This window comes from Phreatobacter sp., from assembly GCF_022843985.1.
GTDB lineage: Bacteria > Pseudomonadota > Alphaproteobacteria > Rhizobiales > Phreatobacteraceae > Phreatobacter.
On the sequence record NZ_JALHMP010000013.1, the window covers coordinates 36,990 to 55,056 of the forward strand.

Consider the following 18,067-nt stretch of genomic DNA (forward strand, 5'->3'; position numbering starts at 1 on the left):
TGCAGCGCGGCCATGGCTGTCAGTCGGGGTTCAGGTGCGGTCCCGCGCCATGAGCACCGCGCCGATCGCCAGGGCGGCCGGCGTGGCCTGGACGAAGAAGATCGACATCTTGGCAGTCGCTGCGCCGATCAGGCAGGCGACGTCGACGCAGCCGAGGAAGAAGATCGCCAGCGGCAAGGCGCAGTTTTTCGGCGCCAGAAGCTCCAGATCAGCCCCGCCGCGAGACAGCCGCTGGACAGGTCCGGATTGGCGGCGAGGACCGCCGACTGGGCCGCGTTCGGGTCTCAGGTTCGACGCCCCCAGGCCGATTGGCGTATGCCAGAAGACCATCTCGATGGCGAAAATGCCGTCGTGGATCAGCACTTCAAGGGCGATGAGGGCGCTGGCGACGGCGTCATGTGGTCGCTCCTGGCAGTGCGCTGGCGGGAAGGGTCAACGCTTGCCGCGCAGCTTGAACACGGCCTGCTCGCCGAAGAAGTTCCAGAACCACCAGGGCGCGTTGACCCGGACTTCGCGGCCCCAGGCGTCGAGGGCGGTGGAATGGTCGATCACGGCCTCGACTTCGCGCACCAGGTCGACGAAGTCGCGGATGGTGCAGAAGTGGATGTTGGGTGTGTCGTACCAGTGATAGGGCAGGTTCTCCGAGGTTGGCATCCGCCCGCGGGTCACCAGTTGCAGCCTGAGGCGCCAGTGGCCGAAGTTCGGGAAGGATACCACGGCCTGCTTGCCGATGCGCAGCATGTGTTCGAGCACGACGCGCGGCGCCCGGGTCGCCTGGATCGTCTGCGACAGGATCACCACGTCGAAAGCGTCGTCGGGATAGAAGGCGAGGTCGGTATCGGCGTCGCCCTGGATGACCGCGAGACCCTCGGCGACGCAGCGGTTGACGCCCTCGCGCGACAGTTCGATGCCGCGTCCATCGACCCCCTTCTCGTCACGCAGGAGCTTGAGGAGGCCGCCGTCGCCGCAGCCGACGTCAAGCACCTTCGAGCCGGGCGCGATCAGGCGCGAGACAACGAGGTAGTCGGCGCGGATCGGCCCCGGGACGGCCCGCATGGTGAGATCGGTGGTGGTTCCGGCCGTGCTCATGCAATCCCTCGCGCGCGCGCCGCCGATTCCAGGAAGCCGCGGGTGATGGCGAAGAGTTCCGGCTCGTCCAGCAGGAAGGCGTCGTGGCCCTTGTCTGAGGTGATCTCGGCGAAGGACACGGAGGCGCCGGCGGCATTGAGCGCATGGACGACCTGGCGGGAATCGGCGGTCGGAAACAGCCAGTCGGAGGTGAAGGAGACCACGCAGAACCGCGTCCTGGTGCCGGCGAAGGCCTTGGCGAGCGAACTGCCATGGTCCGCGGCGATGTCGAAATAGTCCATGGCCCGCGTCACATAGAGATAGGAATTGGCGTCGAAGCGCTCGACGAAGGCCTCGCCCTGATAACGCAGGTAACTTTCCACCTGGAAATCGGCGTCGAAGGAGAAGGTCGGCGCATCGCGGTCCTGGAACCGGCGACCGAACTTGCGGTGCAGCGCCGCATCGGAGAGATAGGTGATATGTGCCGCCATGCGGGCGACGGCGAGCCCGGCGAGGGGACGCGTGCCTTCGGCGAGATAGCGCCCGCCACGCCATTCGGGATCGGCCATGATCGCCTGGCGGCCGACCTCGTGAAAGGCGATGTTCTGGGCCGAGTGGCGTGCCGCCGTCGCGATCGGCATGGCCGAGAAGACGCGGTCGCGATACTGGGCCGCCCATTGCAGCACCTGCATGCCGCCCATGGAGCCGCCGACGACGCTGAACAGCGTGTCGATGCCGAGGCGTTTCACCAGCATGGCCTGCGCCCGCACCATATCGGGAATGGTGATGAGCGGCAGGGACAGGCCGTAGGGCTGCCCCGTCGCCGGATCGGTGGACGCCGGACCCGTCGTGCCCATGCAGCCGCCGAGCACGTTGGAGGAGATGACGAAGTAGCGGTCCGTGTCGATCGGCTTTCCAGGCCCGATCATGATCTCCCACCAGCCCGGCTTGCCCGTCACCGGATTGTTGCTGGCCACGTGCTGGTCGCCCGTCAGTGCGTGGCAGACGAGGATGGCGTTGGATTTCTCCGCGTTCAGGGTGCCGTAGGTCCGGTAGGCGATCTGGAACGGCGCGAGCGAGATGCCGGCATCGAGCAAAAGGGGTTCATCCACCCCGAAACGGGCGATCTCGCCGGCCGGGTGGTCGGCCTGCTGGCGGGCGAGGTCATCGGAAATGCGCCTGGGGCGGGCCATGGACAGGGCTTCTGGCGTTTTACAAGTCAATCAGATCGTTCGTTATTCCGAACAACGGTGTCCTGGCAAGTGGATTCGCATCGCCGGTCAATCGTCACCGCGGCGGAGGCGATTGATATCGCGGCGATCGGCTTTGGTCGGCCGTCCGCTGCCGGCCTCGCGCGCAGCCACCGGTGAAGGGGGATCGAAACGCGGCGGCTCCGGCGAGAGATCCTCGTAGATGTGCCGCGCTTGCGCATAGGGCCCGCGGCGCTCGGCGAGGGACACGATCTTCAGGACCTTGATGCGCTCGCCGAGCGCCACCGTCACCACGTCGCCGACCCGGACCGCCTTGTGGGCCTGATCGACGCGCGTGCCGTTCAAACGGACCGATCCGTCCTCGCAGAGGGCCGTCGCGGCGCTCCGCGTCTTCACGACCCGGGCGAACCATAGCCATTTGTCGATCCGCAGTTTGCCGGTGTCGTTCAAGCGTCCTCGTCGCCTGGATCAGGGCTGCAGGGTCACGGCTTCTTGGTCAGCGCATCCTTCAGCGCCGCGAGCTTGGCGAAGGGCGAGTTCGGATCCGGCTCCTTGTCCTTGCGCGGGGCACGGTCCTGCGGACGGGGGCTGCGCTGGTCGGGTCGGTCCTCACGCTGCGGGCGGTCACGGCGCTCGCCGTCACCGCGCGGGTTCTTGCCGCGTGCGTCCGGGCCTCGGGCGTCCTTGCCGCCGAAGTCCTTGAACTTCGAGAAGTCGCGGCGCGGCGGGCGTCCACCATCCCGGCGTTCTCCCTCCGGTGTGCCCTCACGCGGGGCCGGTCGCTCACCCGCCGGCTGCCCCTCGCGGGGGGGCTGGGGCGGGCGCTGGCCGCTCCTTTGGTTCTGGCCATGCCGTTGCCGGCCCTGATGGGGGCGCTGTTCGCCCTCGCCGCGCTCGCCCCGGTCTGCGCCGCGGCGGAAATCGCGGCGGGCCGGGCGCTCGCCGTCCATCCGGCCACCAGGACGCCAGACCTCGACAAGAGCCGGCTCGGCGATAACCGCTGCCGGGGCTGTCGCCTCGACATCAGCAGCCGGAGCGCTCTCGCTCGCCGCCGCGGTCGTCTCCAGCCCCGCATCGGCGGACGTAGCGTCCTCGACAGTGACGGGTGTGTCAGCTTCCACTTGGCCGTCGGCCGCCATGGGCTCGTCCAGGGCGGGCGCCTCGAAACCCGGCGCGACCGCGTCGGCGGTCGCCGGCTCGATGGCCGCGGCCGTGACCTCTGCCGCCGGAACGGCTGCAGCACCGTCATCCGTCGGGAATCCGCCATCGGCCTCCACAGCCCCGGTCACCGGTTCCGGACCCTCGTCGGGCGCCACAATGGCCTCCGCCGGCGCCGGCACGCTTTCGGCGACAGGTTTCGGCGGCGGCGCCGGGCGCTTCTCCATGCGGTAGCCGAGACCCTTGAGGATCGAGGCGAAGTCCTCGCCGGAACAGCCGACCAGAGAGGTCATGCCCACCGTCGCGGTGAATCCGCCACCGGGAAAATGGCCGGCCGGTTCCGGCGACGGCGTGCCGGGACGCCAGGCAAGCGCCGGTCGAATGATATCGGCGAGGCGCTCGAGAATGTCGACGCGAACGGCGCGGGCGCCGAGCGCCCGGAAGCCGACGAGGCGGTAGAGATCCTTCTCGATCTCCGGATCCACCGCGATAGAGGTCCGCCCCGAGGCGGCGAGCGCCGGCAGCTCGGCGAGACCCTTCTTCTCCAGCATGTCGTGCTTGAGCATGTACAGCTGCAGCGCCATGGCGCGCGGCGCCGGCTTCAACGTTGCCGGCAGATAGATGTGATAGGCGCCGAAGCGCACGCCGAGCTTGCGCAATGCGGCCCGCGCCTCCTGGTCGAGCTGCTTGACGTCCTCCGCGACCTTCGGGCGTTCGACAACTCCGAGCGCCTCGGAGAGCTGGAAGGCGACGCCGCGGGCAAGGCCAGTGAGTTCCTCGGAGGTCTCCAGCGCCAGGACCGGACCGAGCAGCTTGCTGATCTGGGCATGGACCCACAGGTCGAGGCGCGCCTGGACCTGGTCGCGCGGCCCGCCGGTCAGGTGCTCGTCCGACAGGATGCGGATGCGGGGCGAGAGAATCTTGTCGCCGCCGACGAGCTTGGCGACAGCCTCGCCGCGCCAGCGGATCGTCCCGTCATTCGACAGAATGAAGGCCTCGTCGCCCGAGCCCGCGAGCTTCTCGGCCCGCTGGTCAATCTCGCCCGCCAGCGCCTTGGACGCGGCGGCGCGCAGTGCCTTGCCGGCCTCGCCGTCGCCGGCAAGCGGATCGGGCGCGAAGCGGAAACCCTCGAGGCGGCCTACGTGCTGGCCCTCGACGGTGACGTCGCCGGTCTTGGTGATCTCGGCCTCGAGCATGGTGTTTTCCCTTAGGCGCCGCATCAGCACGCTCGTCCTGCGATCGACAAAGCGCTGCGTCAAGCGTTCATGGAGCGCGTCGGACAAAATGTCTTCGACGCGGCGGGTCTCTGCCTGCCAGTGGAGAGGGTCGTCGACCCAGTCCGGGCGGTTGGCTGCGAATGTCCAGGTCCGGATATGGGCGATCCTGGTGGAGAGGGTGTCGATGTCGCCGTCGGTGCGGTCGGCAAAGGCGACCTGGGAGGCGATCCAGTCGGACGGCAACCGCCCCGAACGCCCGGTCAGATAGCCGAAAATGGTCATGACGAGGTCGGCATGGCTCGCCGGCGAGATCTTGCGGTAGTCCGGCATCATGCAGGCTTCCCACAGGCGGGTCACCGCATTGCGGCCGACGGCACGCTCGCGCACGAGCGAATCGCGCAGGACCAGTTCCAGCACCCGCTGGTCCTCGGCGATCGGCGAACGGGTCAGGCCGGGCTCGCTGGGGATCTGGTCGAGGCTGTCGCGCAGCGTCTCGACCGAAGCGAAATCGAGATGGGTGTTGCGCCATTGCAGCACCTTCACCCCGTCGAAGGCATGGCTCTCGAGGGCATGGACAAGATCGTCCTCAAGCGGCGGGCAGCGTCCCGTCGTGCCGAAGGTGCCGTCGCGGTTGGACCGGCCGGCGCGCCCGGCGATCTGGGCGAATTCCACCGGGTTCAACCGGCGGAACTGGTAGCCGTCATATTTGCGGTCGGCGGCGAAGGCGACATGTTCGACGTCGAGATTGAGGCCCATGCCGATGGCGTCGGTGGCGATGAGGTAATCGACGTCGCCGGCCTGGTAGATCTCGACCTGGGCGTTGCGGGTGCGCGGCGACAATGCACCGAGGACCACGGCCGCCCCGCCGCGCTGGCGGCGGATCAGTTCGGCGATGGCATAGACCTCGTCGGCCGAGAAGGCGACGATGGCTGAGCGGCGCGGCAACCGCGTCAGCTTCTTCTCGCCGGCGAAGGAAAGGTTCGAGAACCGCGGACGGGTGACGATATTGGCGCCCGGGATGAGCTTCTCGATCAGCCCGCGCATGGTGGCGGCGCCGAGCAGCATGGTCTCGTCGCGGCCACGGCGGTTGAGGATCCGATCGGTGAAAATGTGGCCGCGCTCCAGATCGCCGGCGATCTGAATCTCGTCGATGGCGAGGAAGGAGACGTCTAGATCGAGCGGCATGGCCTCGACGGTCGCCACCCAGTAGCGCGCGCCGGGCGGCTTGATCTTCTCCTCGCCGGTGACCAGGGCGACGGCGCCTTCGCCGGCGCGGGCGACCAGCTTGGCATAGACCTCCCGCGCCAGGAGGCGCAGCGGCAGGCCGATCATGCCGGAGGGATGGGCGAGCATCCGCTCGATAGCAAGCGTGGTCTTGCCCGTATTGGTCGGGCCAAGCACTGCGGTGACCCCTCGCCCGCGGAGGGCGGGGGGCAATGGCGGAAGAGACAAGGTCATTCCCCCATTCCTGTATCATGCCGGCACGGCGAATGCGTCACAATTCAGTGCAGGCCTCCGGCGCGTTCACGGTCGGAACGGGGTGGGAACGAATCGGGTCCGAATCGCTGACTCGCTGTGAATCACGTTTCGTTCACGACCAGATATGGTGGGTGAATGTTGAACGGCCCACTAGTGGAGTCGCCACTGGCGTGCGCAGAGTCTTGGTGTATTTGACGCGAGTCATTTGGGTTGACGAATGCTTAACGTCGACTCCGCAATGGCTGACGGCGGCTGTGACCGTCCTTCGCAAGACTCATCATCGCCGCGCGAGGATTCGCCGGCCGGGCTACGCCACTCGGCGGCCGGTCGGGATGCTCAGGTAAAGGCGGCGAGGATACGCCTGACGTCGTTGAGGGTGAAGGGCTTTTCCATCACCGGGATGGTACCGTCGCCGGCATGGCGCTCGATCGCGCCGGGCCCCTCGACGGCATCGCCGGTCATGATCACGACCCGGTCGGCGAGGCGGGGATTGAGGGCAATGGCCTTGTCGCGGAACTTCAGGCCGTCGATGCCCGGCATGCGCAGATCGACGAAGACGAGCTCGGCCTCCGCAATCGCGCCCTCGTCCAGGGCTTCCCGGGCGGTCTGGGCAGGCAGGACGCGATGGCCGAAGAGCTCCAGCATTTCCGCCAGGCTGGCCCCGACATCCGCCTCGTCGTCCACCACAAGGATGGTGAGGCCGTCGCGGTCGGCCGGGCCCTCCGCCTCGGCGTCCGCATCCGCTTGCACCGCGGCGGGCAACAGGACGGTGAAGCGGGCACCGCCATCCTCGCTGCGGTCGAGGGCGATGGAGCCGCCGTGGGATTCGACGATCGACTTGCAGATAGACAGGCCGATGCCGGTGCCGACTCCGGCGGGCTTGGTGGTGAAATAGGGGTCGAAGATACGCCCCGCGATGGCCTCGGGAACGCCGGGTCCATTGTCGCTGACGACAAGGCGGACATGGCCGTTCTTGCGCCGCGTCGCGATGGTGACGCGCCGGGGCGGTTCCATCTCGATCAGGGCGTGCTGGGCGTTGATGACGAGGTTGGCGACGACCTGCCCGATGAAGTCCTGGTCGGCCAGAATGGTCGGCAGATGCGGGTCGAGATCGAGCTCAAGCGTGACGTCGTGGCTGCGCAGGCCATAGGCGAGCATCTCCGCCGTGGCCCGCACCAGATCGTTGAGCTGGGCCGTCTCGCGTTTCTCGGGTCGCTGGCGCGCCATGGCGAGGAAGCTCTTGACGATTCGCCCGGCCCGGTCAGCGGCGGCGTGGATGCGCTCGGCGCGGCGCTTCTGTGCGGCATCCACCGCCGTTTCCATCAGCAGCGTCGACTGGGCGACAAGAATAGCCAGCGGGTTGTTGAGTTCGTGGGCGACGCCGGCGAGAAGGGAGCCCATGGCCGACAGCTTCTCGGCCTGGTGCAACCGATCGCGTTGCTGCTCCATCTGCCGCTCCGACTCGCGGACCTGGGACAGGTCGCGCAGATGGGCAGTGAAGACGCGGCGTTGGGGCAGACTGATCTCTGAAATGGTGAGTTCGATCGGGATCAGCGAGCCGTCTGCCCTCTGCGCTTCCATGGACATCCGCTGGTCGAGGACGCGGCTGATGCCGGTTCGCGTGTAGCGCGCCATGCCGTCGGCGTGGGCCCGGCGCATGGCCGGCGGAATGATGAGGTCGGAAATCGGCCGCCCCACTGCATGGCTGCGGGCATAACCGAAAGTCGCCATCGCGGCGGGGTTGAGGTCGATCAGGACGCCTTCCTCGTCGACCACCATGATCGGGTCGATCGAGGTCTTGATGATCGCCGTGTTGATGGTCTCCGCGACGTTGAGCGCGGCAAGCCGTGCCTCCAGGGCTTCTTCCCGCTCCTTCAGGGCGGTGATGTCGCGGGTCAGCGCGATGAAGCCGACCAGGGTGCCCTCACGGTCGAAACAGGGAGCACTCGCCTGTTCGAGATAGCGCCGCGCCCCGGTGGCGTCAGTGACCCAGTCGCTCCACTGGGGCGTCTCGCCATTCCGCAGCCCGACCAGCATCGCGGCGGTGCGGGCGGCCTGCGTCTCCCCGAGGATGTCGCGCACCGTATACCCGATGACCGCCTCGTGCGTCAGGCCGAACATGGCTAGGGCGGCGCGGTTCGCATAGACGAAGCGGCCCTCGGCATGGCCTCGAAAAGTCGGGCGAGGATGCCGGTGTCGAAATGGCCGCCCGGCGCGACGACCTCGTCGCGCATCATGGCCGCGACGCCGTCCTGCAGATCTGAAATGGTCTCCCCGCCCGCCGCCGACATGCGCCTCAGGCTCCGTTGGGAACGAAGACATAGCCCTCGCCGCGTACGGTCTTGATGAAGCGCGGATGTTCCGGATCGGGTTCGATCTTCTTGCGCAGACGCGTCACGCGGATGTCGATGGAACGGTCACTCTCATCGGTGGAGCGGCCATGGGCGAATTCCTGCAACTGGCCACGGGAGAGCACCCGGTTGGGGCGGGTCGCCAGCGCCTGGAGGAGGTCGAATTCCATCGCCGTCAGCTCGATCGGGCCATTGGCGGCATCGATCAGCCGACGGGCGTCGAGATCGAGCGTCAGGGCACCGAAGCGCAGGCTCCGCCCCTCGCGGCCGGCGGCCGATTGCGTCTCAGCGGCAGGGGGGGCGGCATTGACCCGCCGCAGCACGCTCTTGATGCGCGCGAGCAGTTCCCGCAATTCGTAAGGCTTCACCAGATAGTCGTCCGCGCCGATCTCCAGGCCAACGATCCGGTCGATGGGACGCCCGGCGGCCGTGGCCATGATGATGCCGGTCTGGCCGGATTTGCGGATGAAGCGAGCCAGCGACAGTCCGTCCTCGCCCGGCATGGCAATGTCGAGGATGGCGACGTCGATCGCCTTTCCTGGGCTTTCCTGGCGGAAGGCCTGGGCGTTGCGAAAGGTCAAAACCTCGAAACCCTGCATTTCGAGATATTCCCCGACCGCCTCACGCAGATGTTCCTCGTCGTCGACGATGGCTACGGTGGATCTCATTGCAGATGCCCTTGTGTTGCAAGTGCGGGTGACAGCCCGGCAGGCTGCGCATTAGGATCATTTGTCGCACGCAGATGCGGGTGCCGCGACGTGATTTGAGAGGGATGTCCATGGCGCGGCGCGGGCGGATAGCGGTGCTCGACGACGAACCCGACTGGGTCGACGCGGTCCGCGAATATCTCACCGATCTTGGCTATGACGTCGACTGCCTCAAGGCGGCCTGGGAACTGGAGCCCTATCTCGCCCGCGAGAGGCCAGACCTCATCATCCTCGACATCGGCCTGCCTGGCGAGAGCGGCATCGACATCCTCATCCGGACGGATCTGGCCAGCGACATCGCGGTTCTGGTCCTGACCGGCAATCCCGACCCGATCGACCGGGTTCTCGGCCTGGAACTCGGCGCCGACGATTATGTGCAGAAGCCGGTGGAACTGCGCGAGTTGGCGGCGCGCGTGGCGGGCATCCTGCAGCGCCGGCTCGGACGCCGCCGCAGCCTCGTCGTCTTCGAGCAGGCCTCCGTCGATCTGGTTGCGGCGCGCATCCTGAGGGTCGACGGGTCGACGGACCGGCTGTCGGCCGGCGAGGTCGCCCTGATCCGCATCTTCGCGGAGAATCCGGGCAAGGTCCTGACCCGCGAGGAGATCATGGAACAGGCCCCCGCGGAGGACGATGAGGCCTTCGACCGGGCCATCGACTCGCGGATCGCGCGCCTGCGGCGCAAGCTGGAGACCGAGGCGATCCGTACGGTCCGCGGCCATGGCTATGTCTTCGACGTGCCGCGCCATGCCGGCGAGGTGCCAGCCCCCGGCGGGGACAAGGCCTGAACCGTGCCGTCGAGGTGCGCGGAAGATCGGGTGCGACGGCATCGGTGCGGTTTCGCCCTGGAATGGTCAAGGGGGTGACGGTGGCAGGCTAGCCGCGGCAGCCGTGCCGCCCCATGTCGTGCGGCATCGCCGAATGTTTCAGCCACGCGATCAAGCGGGGCGCGCCGCTGCCGAAACAGGGGAAACAGCGGGCCTTCGCCCGAGGCAAGACGGTGAAGGACGACAGGACAATGGTCGGGGTCATGATCCTCCAACCGGAACCTCTTCGACCATGACACCCCGCCAGATCGCCATCGTCCGCCAGCAGTTCGGCCTCGTCGCCCGCCACGCCGACGCTTTCGCCGCCGGCTTCTACGACACGCTCTTCACCATCGACGACACCCTGCGGCCGCTGTTTCCCGCCGACCTCGCCGCCCAGCGCGGCAAGCTCGTCAAGGTGCTCGCCCATGTCATCCTCTCCCTGCACGACCTCGGCGCTGTCATCGATGACGTCCGGGCGCTCGCTGCCCGGCATGCCGGATATGGCGTGACCAGCACCGACTACGACACCGTGGGCATCGCGCTTCTGACGACCCTGGGTGATCATCTCGGCGACCGCTTCGACGACGAGGCGCGCGCCGCCTGGGCGCTCTGCTATGGCACGCTTGCCAATGCCATGATCGACGCCGGGCGGTCTGCGCCTGCGGTTGCGGCCTGACGGGGTCAGTCGCGAGAGGCGGCGGCCGCGGTCCCGCCGGGCACCACCACCCGCGCGAGAACGGTCCGAACATCGTCGAAAGTGAAGGGTTTCTCCAGCACCACCGCCTCGGATCCCTCGGCCCGGGCGAGCCGGTCGGGACCGGCGACCGTGTCGCCGGTGACGATGACGGTGCGCTCGGCCAGTGCGGGATCGCGGCGGTGGATGCGGTCGCGGAAATCGACGCCGTCGAGGCCAGGCATGCGCAGATCGGCGAAGATCACGTCGAAGCGACCGTTGGCCACCTCCTCCAGCGCCGCCGCCGGCCGGTCGACGGTCACCGGCCGGTGGCCGAGACCCTCGACGATCTCGGCAAGGCTGCGGGCGACGTCGACCTCGTCATCGACGATGAGGATCGACAGGCCGGCCCGCGCCGCGGGGTCAGTCACGATCTCGGGCACCTCGGCCATGGCTTCGGCGATGGGCAGGGTGATGTCGAATTGCGCCCCGCCTTCGGCCCTGTTGCTGAGGACGACCTTGCCGCCATGCGCTTCGACGACATTGCGGCAGATCGACAGGCCGATGCCGGTGCCAACCCCTGCGGGTTTGGTGGTGAAATAGGGCTCGAAGACGCGCCGCATGATGTCCGGCGGGATGCCCGGTCCGTTGTCCGCGACACGGATGGCGATGTCTGCGCCCGCGCGCGCGATCCGCAGGGAGATCTGCCGCGGCGCCGGACGGTCCATCAGCGCCTGCTGGGCATTGATCATCAGATTGGCGATGACCTGGGTCAGGAGGTCCCGGTCGCCGCTGATGACCGGAAGGTCGGGCGTGATGTCGCGGTCGATGGCGATGCCTGAGCTGCGGATCCCGTAGCTCACCATGTCCAGGGCGCCCGTCACCACCTGCGCCATATCCACCGGCTCACGCTGGGGCGGCTTCTGCCGGGCCATGGCGAGGAAGCTCTTGACGATGCGCCCGCAGCGCTCGGCCGCCGCGTGGATGCGCTCGCCTCGCCGCTTGACGTCGTCGCTCGCCGCCTTTTCGACCAGCAGCGAGGACTGGGCGATGACGATGGCCAGCGGGTTGTTGAGCTCATGCGCCACGCCAGCGAGCAGCGAGCCCATGGCCGAGAGCTTCTCGACCTGGTGCAGCCGCTCGCGGTTCGCCTGCGATTCCGCCTCCATGCGCTTGGCTTCCGTGAGATCGCGCACATGGGCCATGAACAGGCGATGGTCGCCGCTGCGGATCGTGTTGACCGAATATTCGACCGGAAAGACCGTTCCGTCGCGCCGCCGGGCGACCGTGTCGAACCGGCGGGCGAGGTTGCCGACGTCCACTTTCGCCTTGTAGCGGGTCATGGTGTCGATCTGCATGTCGCGCACGTCGTCGGGGACGACGATGTCGAAGGCGTGCCGGCCGATCGCTTCGGCTCGGTCATGGCCGAACATGGCTTCGGCCGCCGGATTGAACTCGACGATTCGCCAGTCCTCGTCGGAGACGATGATGGCATCGAGGGCCGAGACAACCACGGCCTTGTTCATCGCCTCGCTGCGCGCCAGCGCCTCCATGTTGCGGGCGAGTTGCTGCTCGCCGCGCTTCAGTTCGGTGAGGTCGCGGGTGAAGGTGAGGAAGCCGACCCGGGTATCGCCGACGGCGACATAGGGCATGAGCGAGACCTGCAGATAGCGCTCGCCGCGGGTGACGAAGGGGATCCAGCCCTCCCAGCGCATGGTCTCGCCGGCCCGTACCCGTTCGCCCATGATCTGGTACTGCTCGACAACCTCCGGCCCGAGGATTTCCCCCACGGAATGGCCGATGACCTCGTCGCGGCTCTTGCCGACGAATTCGAGGAACTCGCGATTGGCGTCGCGGTAGATGAGATCGGGATCGACATAGACGGTGCGCAGCGGAATGCCGTCGATCATCGCCCTGAGCTGGTGGATCTTGGCCCGCTGCTCGGTGATCGCGATCTCGAGCTGGCGGCGCAGGCCCTCCCAGGGGGCCGGGACGTCCGGCAAGGCCGTTGCCGTCCCCCGCCCGTTGAGCGCTCCGGCGCGCGCGAGGGCGACGGCGGGGGCGACGAACTGCCGCCAGACGACGGTTGCAAGGACCGAGAAGGTGGCGACGATGCCGGCGACGAGGAGGAGATGCTCGACGATATGGTCGCGCGCCTGGGAGGTTACCTCGGCCTGCCCGTAGGTGGACCAGCCGAGGGCTGCGACGAGCAGCAGAAGCGGCAAACCACACAGGATCAGGACCCCGGCAAAGCGGCGTGACAGGTCCGTGCCGCCATTGCCGGGCGGAATATTGCGCGTGCCGGTCTCGGCCATCGCCTTCTCCGCGGCAAGGGTCTCGGCCGGGGACCGGACACCGGTCGGGACATTGGTGCCGCGCCGCTGTTGCGTCAAGCGGCTGCGCCGCGTCAGCCGCGCTCGAAAAGCCGTCCGACGCGGAGGAGATCGGCGGTGGTGGCGCGCATCTTTTCCCGGAATTCCTCGTGGATCCGCTGGGCTGCATCCGGGAATTCGGTCAGCACCCGGCGGAACAGCGCTCGCGGAATGCGCAGCACGGTGACGGGGTCCCGTGCCACCGCGGTGGCTGGCCGCAGCGTCTCGATGATCAGGGCCATCTCGCCGATCAGGCTGCCGGGGCCGGCGAGATGCTCGGTCAGGCCGCCGTCATTGGTCAGCGCCATGCGCCCCTCGCCGACCACATAGCCGCAATCGGCCGCCTGTCCCTCCTTGAACAGCACGTCGCCGGAGCGCAGGAACCGCGTCTCGGCAGAGAAGGCCAGCAGACGCAAGGGCTCTCCGCCGAGACTTGCGAACAGCGGAACCCGCGCCAAGAGGGCGATGTCGTCGTCGAGGGCCATGGGCTCCGCTTAGCACGACTGCAGGAGAATCGAACGTCAACACGGCGATCCACCGGGGAAGGCGGACCGCCGATGCAGACAATGCACCAAAAACTCTTTGGATTTCGGTAACGCTCTCAGGGGACGAGCTTGTAGCCGCCGCCTTCGGTGACGAGAAGCGATGCGTTGCCCGGGTCCTTCTCGATTTTCTGGCGCAGCCGGTAGATGTGGGTCTCCAGCGTATGGGTGGTCACGCCGGAATTGTAGCCCCAGACTTCGGAGAGCAGGATCTCGCGCGATACCGGCTTGATGCCCTGGCGATAGAGATAGCGCAGGATCGCCGTTTCCTTCTCGGTCAGCCTGATCTTGCCGTTCTTGTCGGTAATGAGGGTCTTGGACGAAGGGCGGAACGAATAGGAGCCGATCTGGAACACGGCATCCTCGCTGGCCTCGTGCTGGCGCAACTGGGCCCGGACGCGCGCCAGCAGCACGGCGAAGCGGAACGGCTTGACGACATAGTCGTTGGCGCCCGCCTCAAGGCCGAGGATCGTGTCGGAATCAGTGTCGTGGCCGGTCAGCATGATGATCGGGCTCTTGAAGCCGCCCTTGCGCATGATCTTCACCGCCTCGCGACCGTCCATGTCCGGCAGCCCGACATCCATGACGAGGAGGTCGAAGTGGTCGGCCTTGACCGTCTGGATGGCCTTGCTGGCGGAATCGACGCTGACGGTGGCGAACTCCTCGTGCAGCGCCAGTTGCTCGGCGAGAGCCTCGCGCATGTCGGCATCATCGTCGCAGAGCAGGATCTTGCGGACTTGGCTCATCAAATCACCCGGGGAAGATGGGGGCTGCCGCAAGGACGCGCCCGGAGGTCGAGGGGGAAAAGGCACTACGCGCGTATCGCCGATCGCGTTACACGTCGGCAGCCTGCTGCTTCGTAGAGATATGGATGACATTTTCATGGCGAAAGACCGCCTCACACGGATTTTTGTCCACGCCCTGCCGGGCCGACGCTCCCGCGGCATGCTCCATGTCGGCCTTGCCTCCTTTCCCTGTGCGCTCGGTCGCGCCGGAATCCGCACCGACAAGCGCGAGGGCGACGGCGCGACGCCGCGGGCGCGGCTGCCGTTGCGCCGCGTCTTCCACCGCGCCGACCGGCTGGTCCGGCCGCGGGTGCTGCGGGCGGTCCGGGCCATCGGTCCGGAGGATGCCTGGTGCGACGATGCCGGCGACCGCCGCTACAACCGGCTGATCCGCCGGCCGCCGGGCCCAGCCGAGGAGCGTCTCGCCCGTGCCGACCATCTCTATGACACGATCGTCGAACTCGGCTGGAACGATGCGCCGGTGCGCCGCCATCGCGGCAGCGCCATCTTCTGGCACGGCGCCCGCGACGGCTTCACGCCGACGGCGGGCTGCGTTGCCATCCGCATCGCCGATTTTGCCAAGATCCTGCCGCGGCTGTCGCGCCGGGCGGTGCTGATCGTCCGGTAGGGCTCAGACGGAGGCCGTCAGGCCGCCATCGACGAAGAGCACATGGCCGGTAACATAGTCCGAAGCCGGCGCGGCGAGGAACACGCAGGCGCCCTGCAGTTCCTCCACATTGCCCCAGCGGCCGAGCGGCGTGCGGCCCTCGAGCCAGGTCGAGAAGGCCTGGTCCTTCACCAGCGCATCGGTCAGCTCGGTCTTGAAATAGCCGGGCGCGATGCCGTTGGAGCGGATGCCCCGGCGGCCCCATTCCACCGCCATTTGCCGCGTCATCATCTTCACTGCGCCCTTGGAGGCGGTGTAGGGGGCGATGGAGGGGCGGCCAAGCTCGCTCATCACCGAACAGGTGTTGATGATCTTGCCGTAGCCACGCGGCAGCATGTGACGGGCTACCGCCTTGGAGACGTAGAAGACGCTGTCGATGTTCGTCGCCATGACGCGGCGCCAGGCATCCTCCGGGAAATCCTCCAGCGGATGGCGGATGGTCATGCCGGCATTGTTCACCAGGATGCCGATCGGGCCGATATCCTTCTCGATCGCGTCGACCCCTGCCTTCACCGCGGCGGGATCAGTGACGTCGAAGGCGCAAGCGCTGACCTTGTAGCCTTTCGCCTTGAGCGCCGCCTCGGCACCGGCGAGCTTGGCCTTGTCGCGGCCGTTGAGGACGATCTCGCAGCCCGCATCGGCGAGGCCCGCCGCATAGGCCAGGCCGATGCCGCTGCCGGATCCGGTGATGAGGGCGCGGCGGCCGGTGAGGTCGAAGGTTTTCAGGGTCATGGGGGTGGCCTCTTGGCGTTTCCTCGGTCGGGCGAGGAGCAAAGGCCAAGGGCGATGCCGATGCAAGGGCCGCCTGCGACTTGTATGGTAGTTTTTACTCGGTGACGATCTTGACGAGTTCGCCGCCGCGCGGCTGTTCGCCGTCGCCGAGGCCGTTGAGCACGCGGAAACGCTCGTCGGCCCGGTCGGGCACCTGCATGCGGCGGGCGAAGGTCAGCACGGTGTCGCCCTCGCCGGCGCGCAGGGTCTTGACGCGGGCGGGCTTCACCGCGGCTTCGGCGCTGGTCAGCCGGCGGAAGCTTTCCATCGAGGCGCGGAAACTGCCGTCCACCTCGCCGTTCAGCTCCCGCGCCGCATAGATGATGCGATAGACCTCGCTGCCGAACCGCACCACGAAGATCCTGAACGACCAGTCACTGCCGCGGGCGACGGCCGTGGCCGCCTGGAAGCCGTTGATCGTCACCGCCTCCACCGTCTCCGGGGCGAGGCCGTCGATCCAGCCGGACGCGAGATAGGAGGTCAACGCCTGGTTGGCCTGCACCCTGACGACATCGAGGCGAATCGCCATCTCGTTCGGGCCGAGGCCGGTGACGGCCTGGCGGGAATTCTCCAGCGTGAAGCCCTCCGGCGCCGTGACGGTGAAGCCGAGGCGCGGATGGATGAAGCTGCGGCCGCGCACGACGCCCTGGCGCGGATCCTCGCCGAAGGTGATGCCGTCGATGGCGCGCAGATAGCGCTCACGGTCGCGCGGGCGGCCGTCGGGCGCCATGTGCTGACGGGCCGCGAGTACGGCCTGGCGGATGCGCTCGGGCGTCGAGGGATGAGAGGCGAGGAAGTCCGGTCCGCCACCGGTGGCCTGGGACGGCGAGCGCAGCGCCGCATAGCGGTCCATGGTCTCGAGAAAGCGCGAGGCGCCGTAGGGGTCGAAGCCGGCCTTGGCGATCAGGGCGACGCCGATCGCGTCGGCCTCCAGTTCCTGGGTCCGCGAGAAATTGGCGAGCGACACCCGCGCCGCCTCGCGCCGGGCTTCCGCGCCCGCCATGTCGTTGAGAAGCCGGGCCCGCATCACCGCGACGAGTTCGTTGGTGCGGACCTGGTCCTCGCGCTGGTTGGCGTGGCGGGCCGACACATGCGCCATCTCGTGGCCGAGCACGGCGGCGAATTCGCTCATGTCATTGATCAGCGCCAGCATGCCGCGGGTGATGTAGAGATGGCCGGAGGGCAGCGCGAAGGCGTTGATCGTCGGCGAATTGAGGATGGTCAGACGGTAGCGCTGGTCTGGCCGGTCGGAGGCGGCGCCGAGACGGTCGAGCACCTCGGTCGCCAGCCGCTCGATACCCGGCGCGCTGTATTCGCCGCCGAAGGCCGCGAGGATGCGTCCGTGGTCGCGGGTCGTCAGCGGCGGCAGGCGCGTTTCGGTCGGAACCGGCTCGGGCAGCGGCGACGTGGCGTCGGGGGCGGTGGCGCAGCCCGCTAGAAACAGGGCGAGCGCCAGCATCGCCGTCTGCGGCGACTGCCAATGCACTTTCGCTGCTCCGTCGAACCGAAACACGGTCCTGGGCTACCTTGCACCCCGGGCGGGCGCCTCTGCGATGGTGACCGCCTCCGGCATCGCCGCCGCGATGAAGGGACCGCGCCGGATCGTGACGACCCCGCGCACCCGCAGCATGTGCCCACGGATTGCGGCAGGTTCAAGCCCGAATTCCCGAAAGGCGGGCATGTCGCGCTCATGGATCGTCACCGTCAGCGCTCCCGCGCGCGGGGCTCCGAAATTGATGTAGGTGATGCGATTGACGGTGCGGACGCTGCGGACTCGGCCCGTCGCGACGACGAAGCGACCCTCGGCGGCCGTGAGCGCTTCGGCATCGTTTGTATCAAGAAGAACGGACCGGGACGTGGCCCAGATGCCACGCCGGGCGGATACCGCCTCCGTCTCCGCGGCCTCGAGCAGCCGCCAGCAGTCGCGGGGAACGAGGCGTGTCAGGGTCAGGCGCGCCGCGCCGTCGCGGAGCATCTCGGCCTCGATCGGTCCGGACGCGCCGAGCGCCAGGACGGGGAGGCGCTCGTGCCGATCGGCCGGTCCGAGGATGGCGATCCGGGCCACCGCCGCCGCCGGTACCGCAGCCTCGCCGGCGAGCGCCACGAGGCGGATCCGGCGGCCGTCGGGGGCGGCGAGGGTGAGGGGGCGGTCGGCGCGCAGGCCGGCGACGGGCTCGACCCGTTCGGGTGCGCAGGCGAGGGCGGTCGAGGCGGCACAGGAGAGGGCCACCGCCAGCCAGGCGGGCGCCCTCCCCATCAT

The 18,067-nt window shown here is 68.1% G+C and carries 17 protein-coding genes; 3 read left to right on the forward strand and 14 right to left on the reverse strand.

Going from position 1 to position 18,067, the window contains the following annotated elements:
- Window positions 1-30: 30 nt before the first annotated feature.
- The 8 genes from Q0C57_RS10915 to Q0C57_RS10950 form a co-directional block, all read right to left on the reverse strand.
- Window positions 31-330 (reverse strand): DUF1304 family protein, encoded by a 300-nt coding sequence (locus Q0C57_RS10915; protein WP_296576400.1) that lies wholly within the window; start codon window positions 328-330, stop codon window positions 31-33.
- A 102-nt stretch (window positions 331-432) separates the two neighbouring features.
- Entirely contained in the window at window positions 433-1,089 is a 657-nt protein-coding gene (metW, locus tag Q0C57_RS10920) for a methionine biosynthesis protein MetW (RefSeq protein WP_296576213.1), read from the reverse strand.
- Window positions 1,086-2,261: a homoserine O-acetyltransferase gene (locus Q0C57_RS10925; protein WP_296576216.1), complete on the reverse strand. Its 1,176-nt coding sequence runs from the start codon at window positions 2,259-2,261 to the stop codon at window positions 1,086-1,088. The genes metW and Q0C57_RS10925 overlap by 4 nt, the downstream gene beginning before the upstream one ends.
- Window positions 2,262-2,348: 87 nt before the next feature.
- On the reverse strand, window positions 2,349-2,729 hold the full coding sequence (locus tag Q0C57_RS10930; RefSeq protein ID WP_296576219.1) for an RNA-binding S4 domain-containing protein: 381 nt from the start codon (window positions 2,727-2,729) through the stop codon (window positions 2,349-2,351).
- Between the two features lie 32 nt (window positions 2,730-2,761).
- Window positions 2,762-6,112: a helicase-related protein gene (locus Q0C57_RS10935; protein WP_296576220.1), complete on the reverse strand. Its 3,351-nt coding sequence runs from the start codon at window positions 6,110-6,112 to the stop codon at window positions 2,762-2,764.
- 357 nt (window positions 6,113-6,469) lie between these two features.
- Window positions 6,470-8,254: a PAS domain S-box protein gene (locus tag Q0C57_RS10940; RefSeq protein WP_296576223.1), complete on the reverse strand. Its 1,785-nt coding sequence runs from the start codon at window positions 8,252-8,254 to the stop codon at window positions 6,470-6,472.
- A 2-nt stretch (window positions 8,255-8,256) separates the two neighbouring features.
- Window positions 8,257-8,424, reverse strand: coding sequence for a hypothetical protein (locus Q0C57_RS10945; RefSeq protein ID WP_296576226.1), 168 nt, complete (start codon window positions 8,422-8,424; stop codon window positions 8,257-8,259).
- Window positions 8,425-8,429: 5 nt separating this feature from the next.
- Window positions 8,430-9,152 (reverse strand): response regulator, encoded by a 723-nt coding sequence (locus Q0C57_RS10950; protein ID WP_296576228.1) that lies wholly within the window; start codon window positions 9,150-9,152, stop codon window positions 8,430-8,432.
- A gap of 110 nt (window positions 9,153-9,262) precedes the next feature.
- On the opposite strand from Q0C57_RS10950, the gene Q0C57_RS10955 reads away from it, so the two are divergent.
- Both Q0C57_RS10955 and Q0C57_RS10960 read left to right on the forward strand, forming a co-directional pair.
- Window positions 9,263-9,976: a response regulator transcription factor gene (locus Q0C57_RS10955; protein WP_296576231.1), complete on the forward strand. Its 714-nt coding sequence runs from the start codon at window positions 9,263-9,265 to the stop codon at window positions 9,974-9,976.
- Between the two features lie 271 nt (window positions 9,977-10,247).
- Window positions 10,248-10,673: a globin domain-containing protein gene (locus Q0C57_RS10960; protein ID WP_296576234.1), complete on the forward strand. Its 426-nt coding sequence runs from the start codon at window positions 10,248-10,250 to the stop codon at window positions 10,671-10,673.
- A gap of 5 nt (window positions 10,674-10,678) precedes the next feature.
- Here the strand turns inward: Q0C57_RS10960 and Q0C57_RS10965 are convergent, their stop codons facing one another.
- From Q0C57_RS10965 to Q0C57_RS10975, 3 genes are all read right to left on the reverse strand, one after another.
- Window positions 10,679-13,063, reverse strand: coding sequence for a PAS domain S-box protein (locus tag Q0C57_RS10965; protein WP_296576237.1), 2,385 nt, complete (start codon window positions 13,061-13,063; stop codon window positions 10,679-10,681).
- A gap of 14 nt (window positions 13,064-13,077) precedes the next feature.
- A complete protein-coding gene (locus tag Q0C57_RS10970; protein ID WP_296576239.1) occupies window positions 13,078-13,527 on the reverse strand; it encodes a cyclic nucleotide-binding domain-containing protein in 450 nt (149 codons plus the stop codon).
- A gap of 116 nt (window positions 13,528-13,643) precedes the next feature.
- The gene (locus tag Q0C57_RS10975) at window positions 13,644-14,330 is read right to left on the reverse strand and encodes a response regulator transcription factor (RefSeq protein WP_296576242.1); all 687 of its coding nucleotides are present in this window, start codon (window positions 14,328-14,330) and stop codon (window positions 13,644-13,646) included.
- Between the two features lie 136 nt (window positions 14,331-14,466).
- Here Q0C57_RS10975 and Q0C57_RS10980 point away from each other — a divergent pair, with 136 nt between their 5' ends.
- Window positions 14,467-14,997, forward strand: a complete 531-nt coding sequence (locus Q0C57_RS10980) for a L,D-transpeptidase family protein (RefSeq protein ID WP_296576244.1) — start codon at window positions 14,467-14,469, stop codon at window positions 14,995-14,997.
- 3 nt (window positions 14,998-15,000) lie between these two features.
- Here Q0C57_RS10980 and Q0C57_RS10985 read toward each other — a convergent pair whose 3' ends face one another.
- The 3 genes from Q0C57_RS10985 to Q0C57_RS10995 form a co-directional block, all read right to left on the reverse strand.
- Window positions 15,001-15,768 (reverse strand): SDR family oxidoreductase, encoded by a 768-nt coding sequence (locus Q0C57_RS10985; protein WP_296576247.1) that lies wholly within the window; start codon window positions 15,766-15,768, stop codon window positions 15,001-15,003.
- A gap of 94 nt (window positions 15,769-15,862) precedes the next feature.
- Entirely contained in the window at window positions 15,863-17,293 is a 1,431-nt protein-coding gene (locus Q0C57_RS10990) for a M48 family metalloprotease (RefSeq protein ID WP_296576250.1), read from the reverse strand.
- Between the two features lie 36 nt (window positions 17,294-17,329).
- Window positions 17,330-18,067, reverse strand: a complete 738-nt coding sequence (locus tag Q0C57_RS10995) for a hypothetical protein (RefSeq protein ID WP_296576254.1) — start codon at window positions 18,065-18,067, stop codon at window positions 17,330-17,332.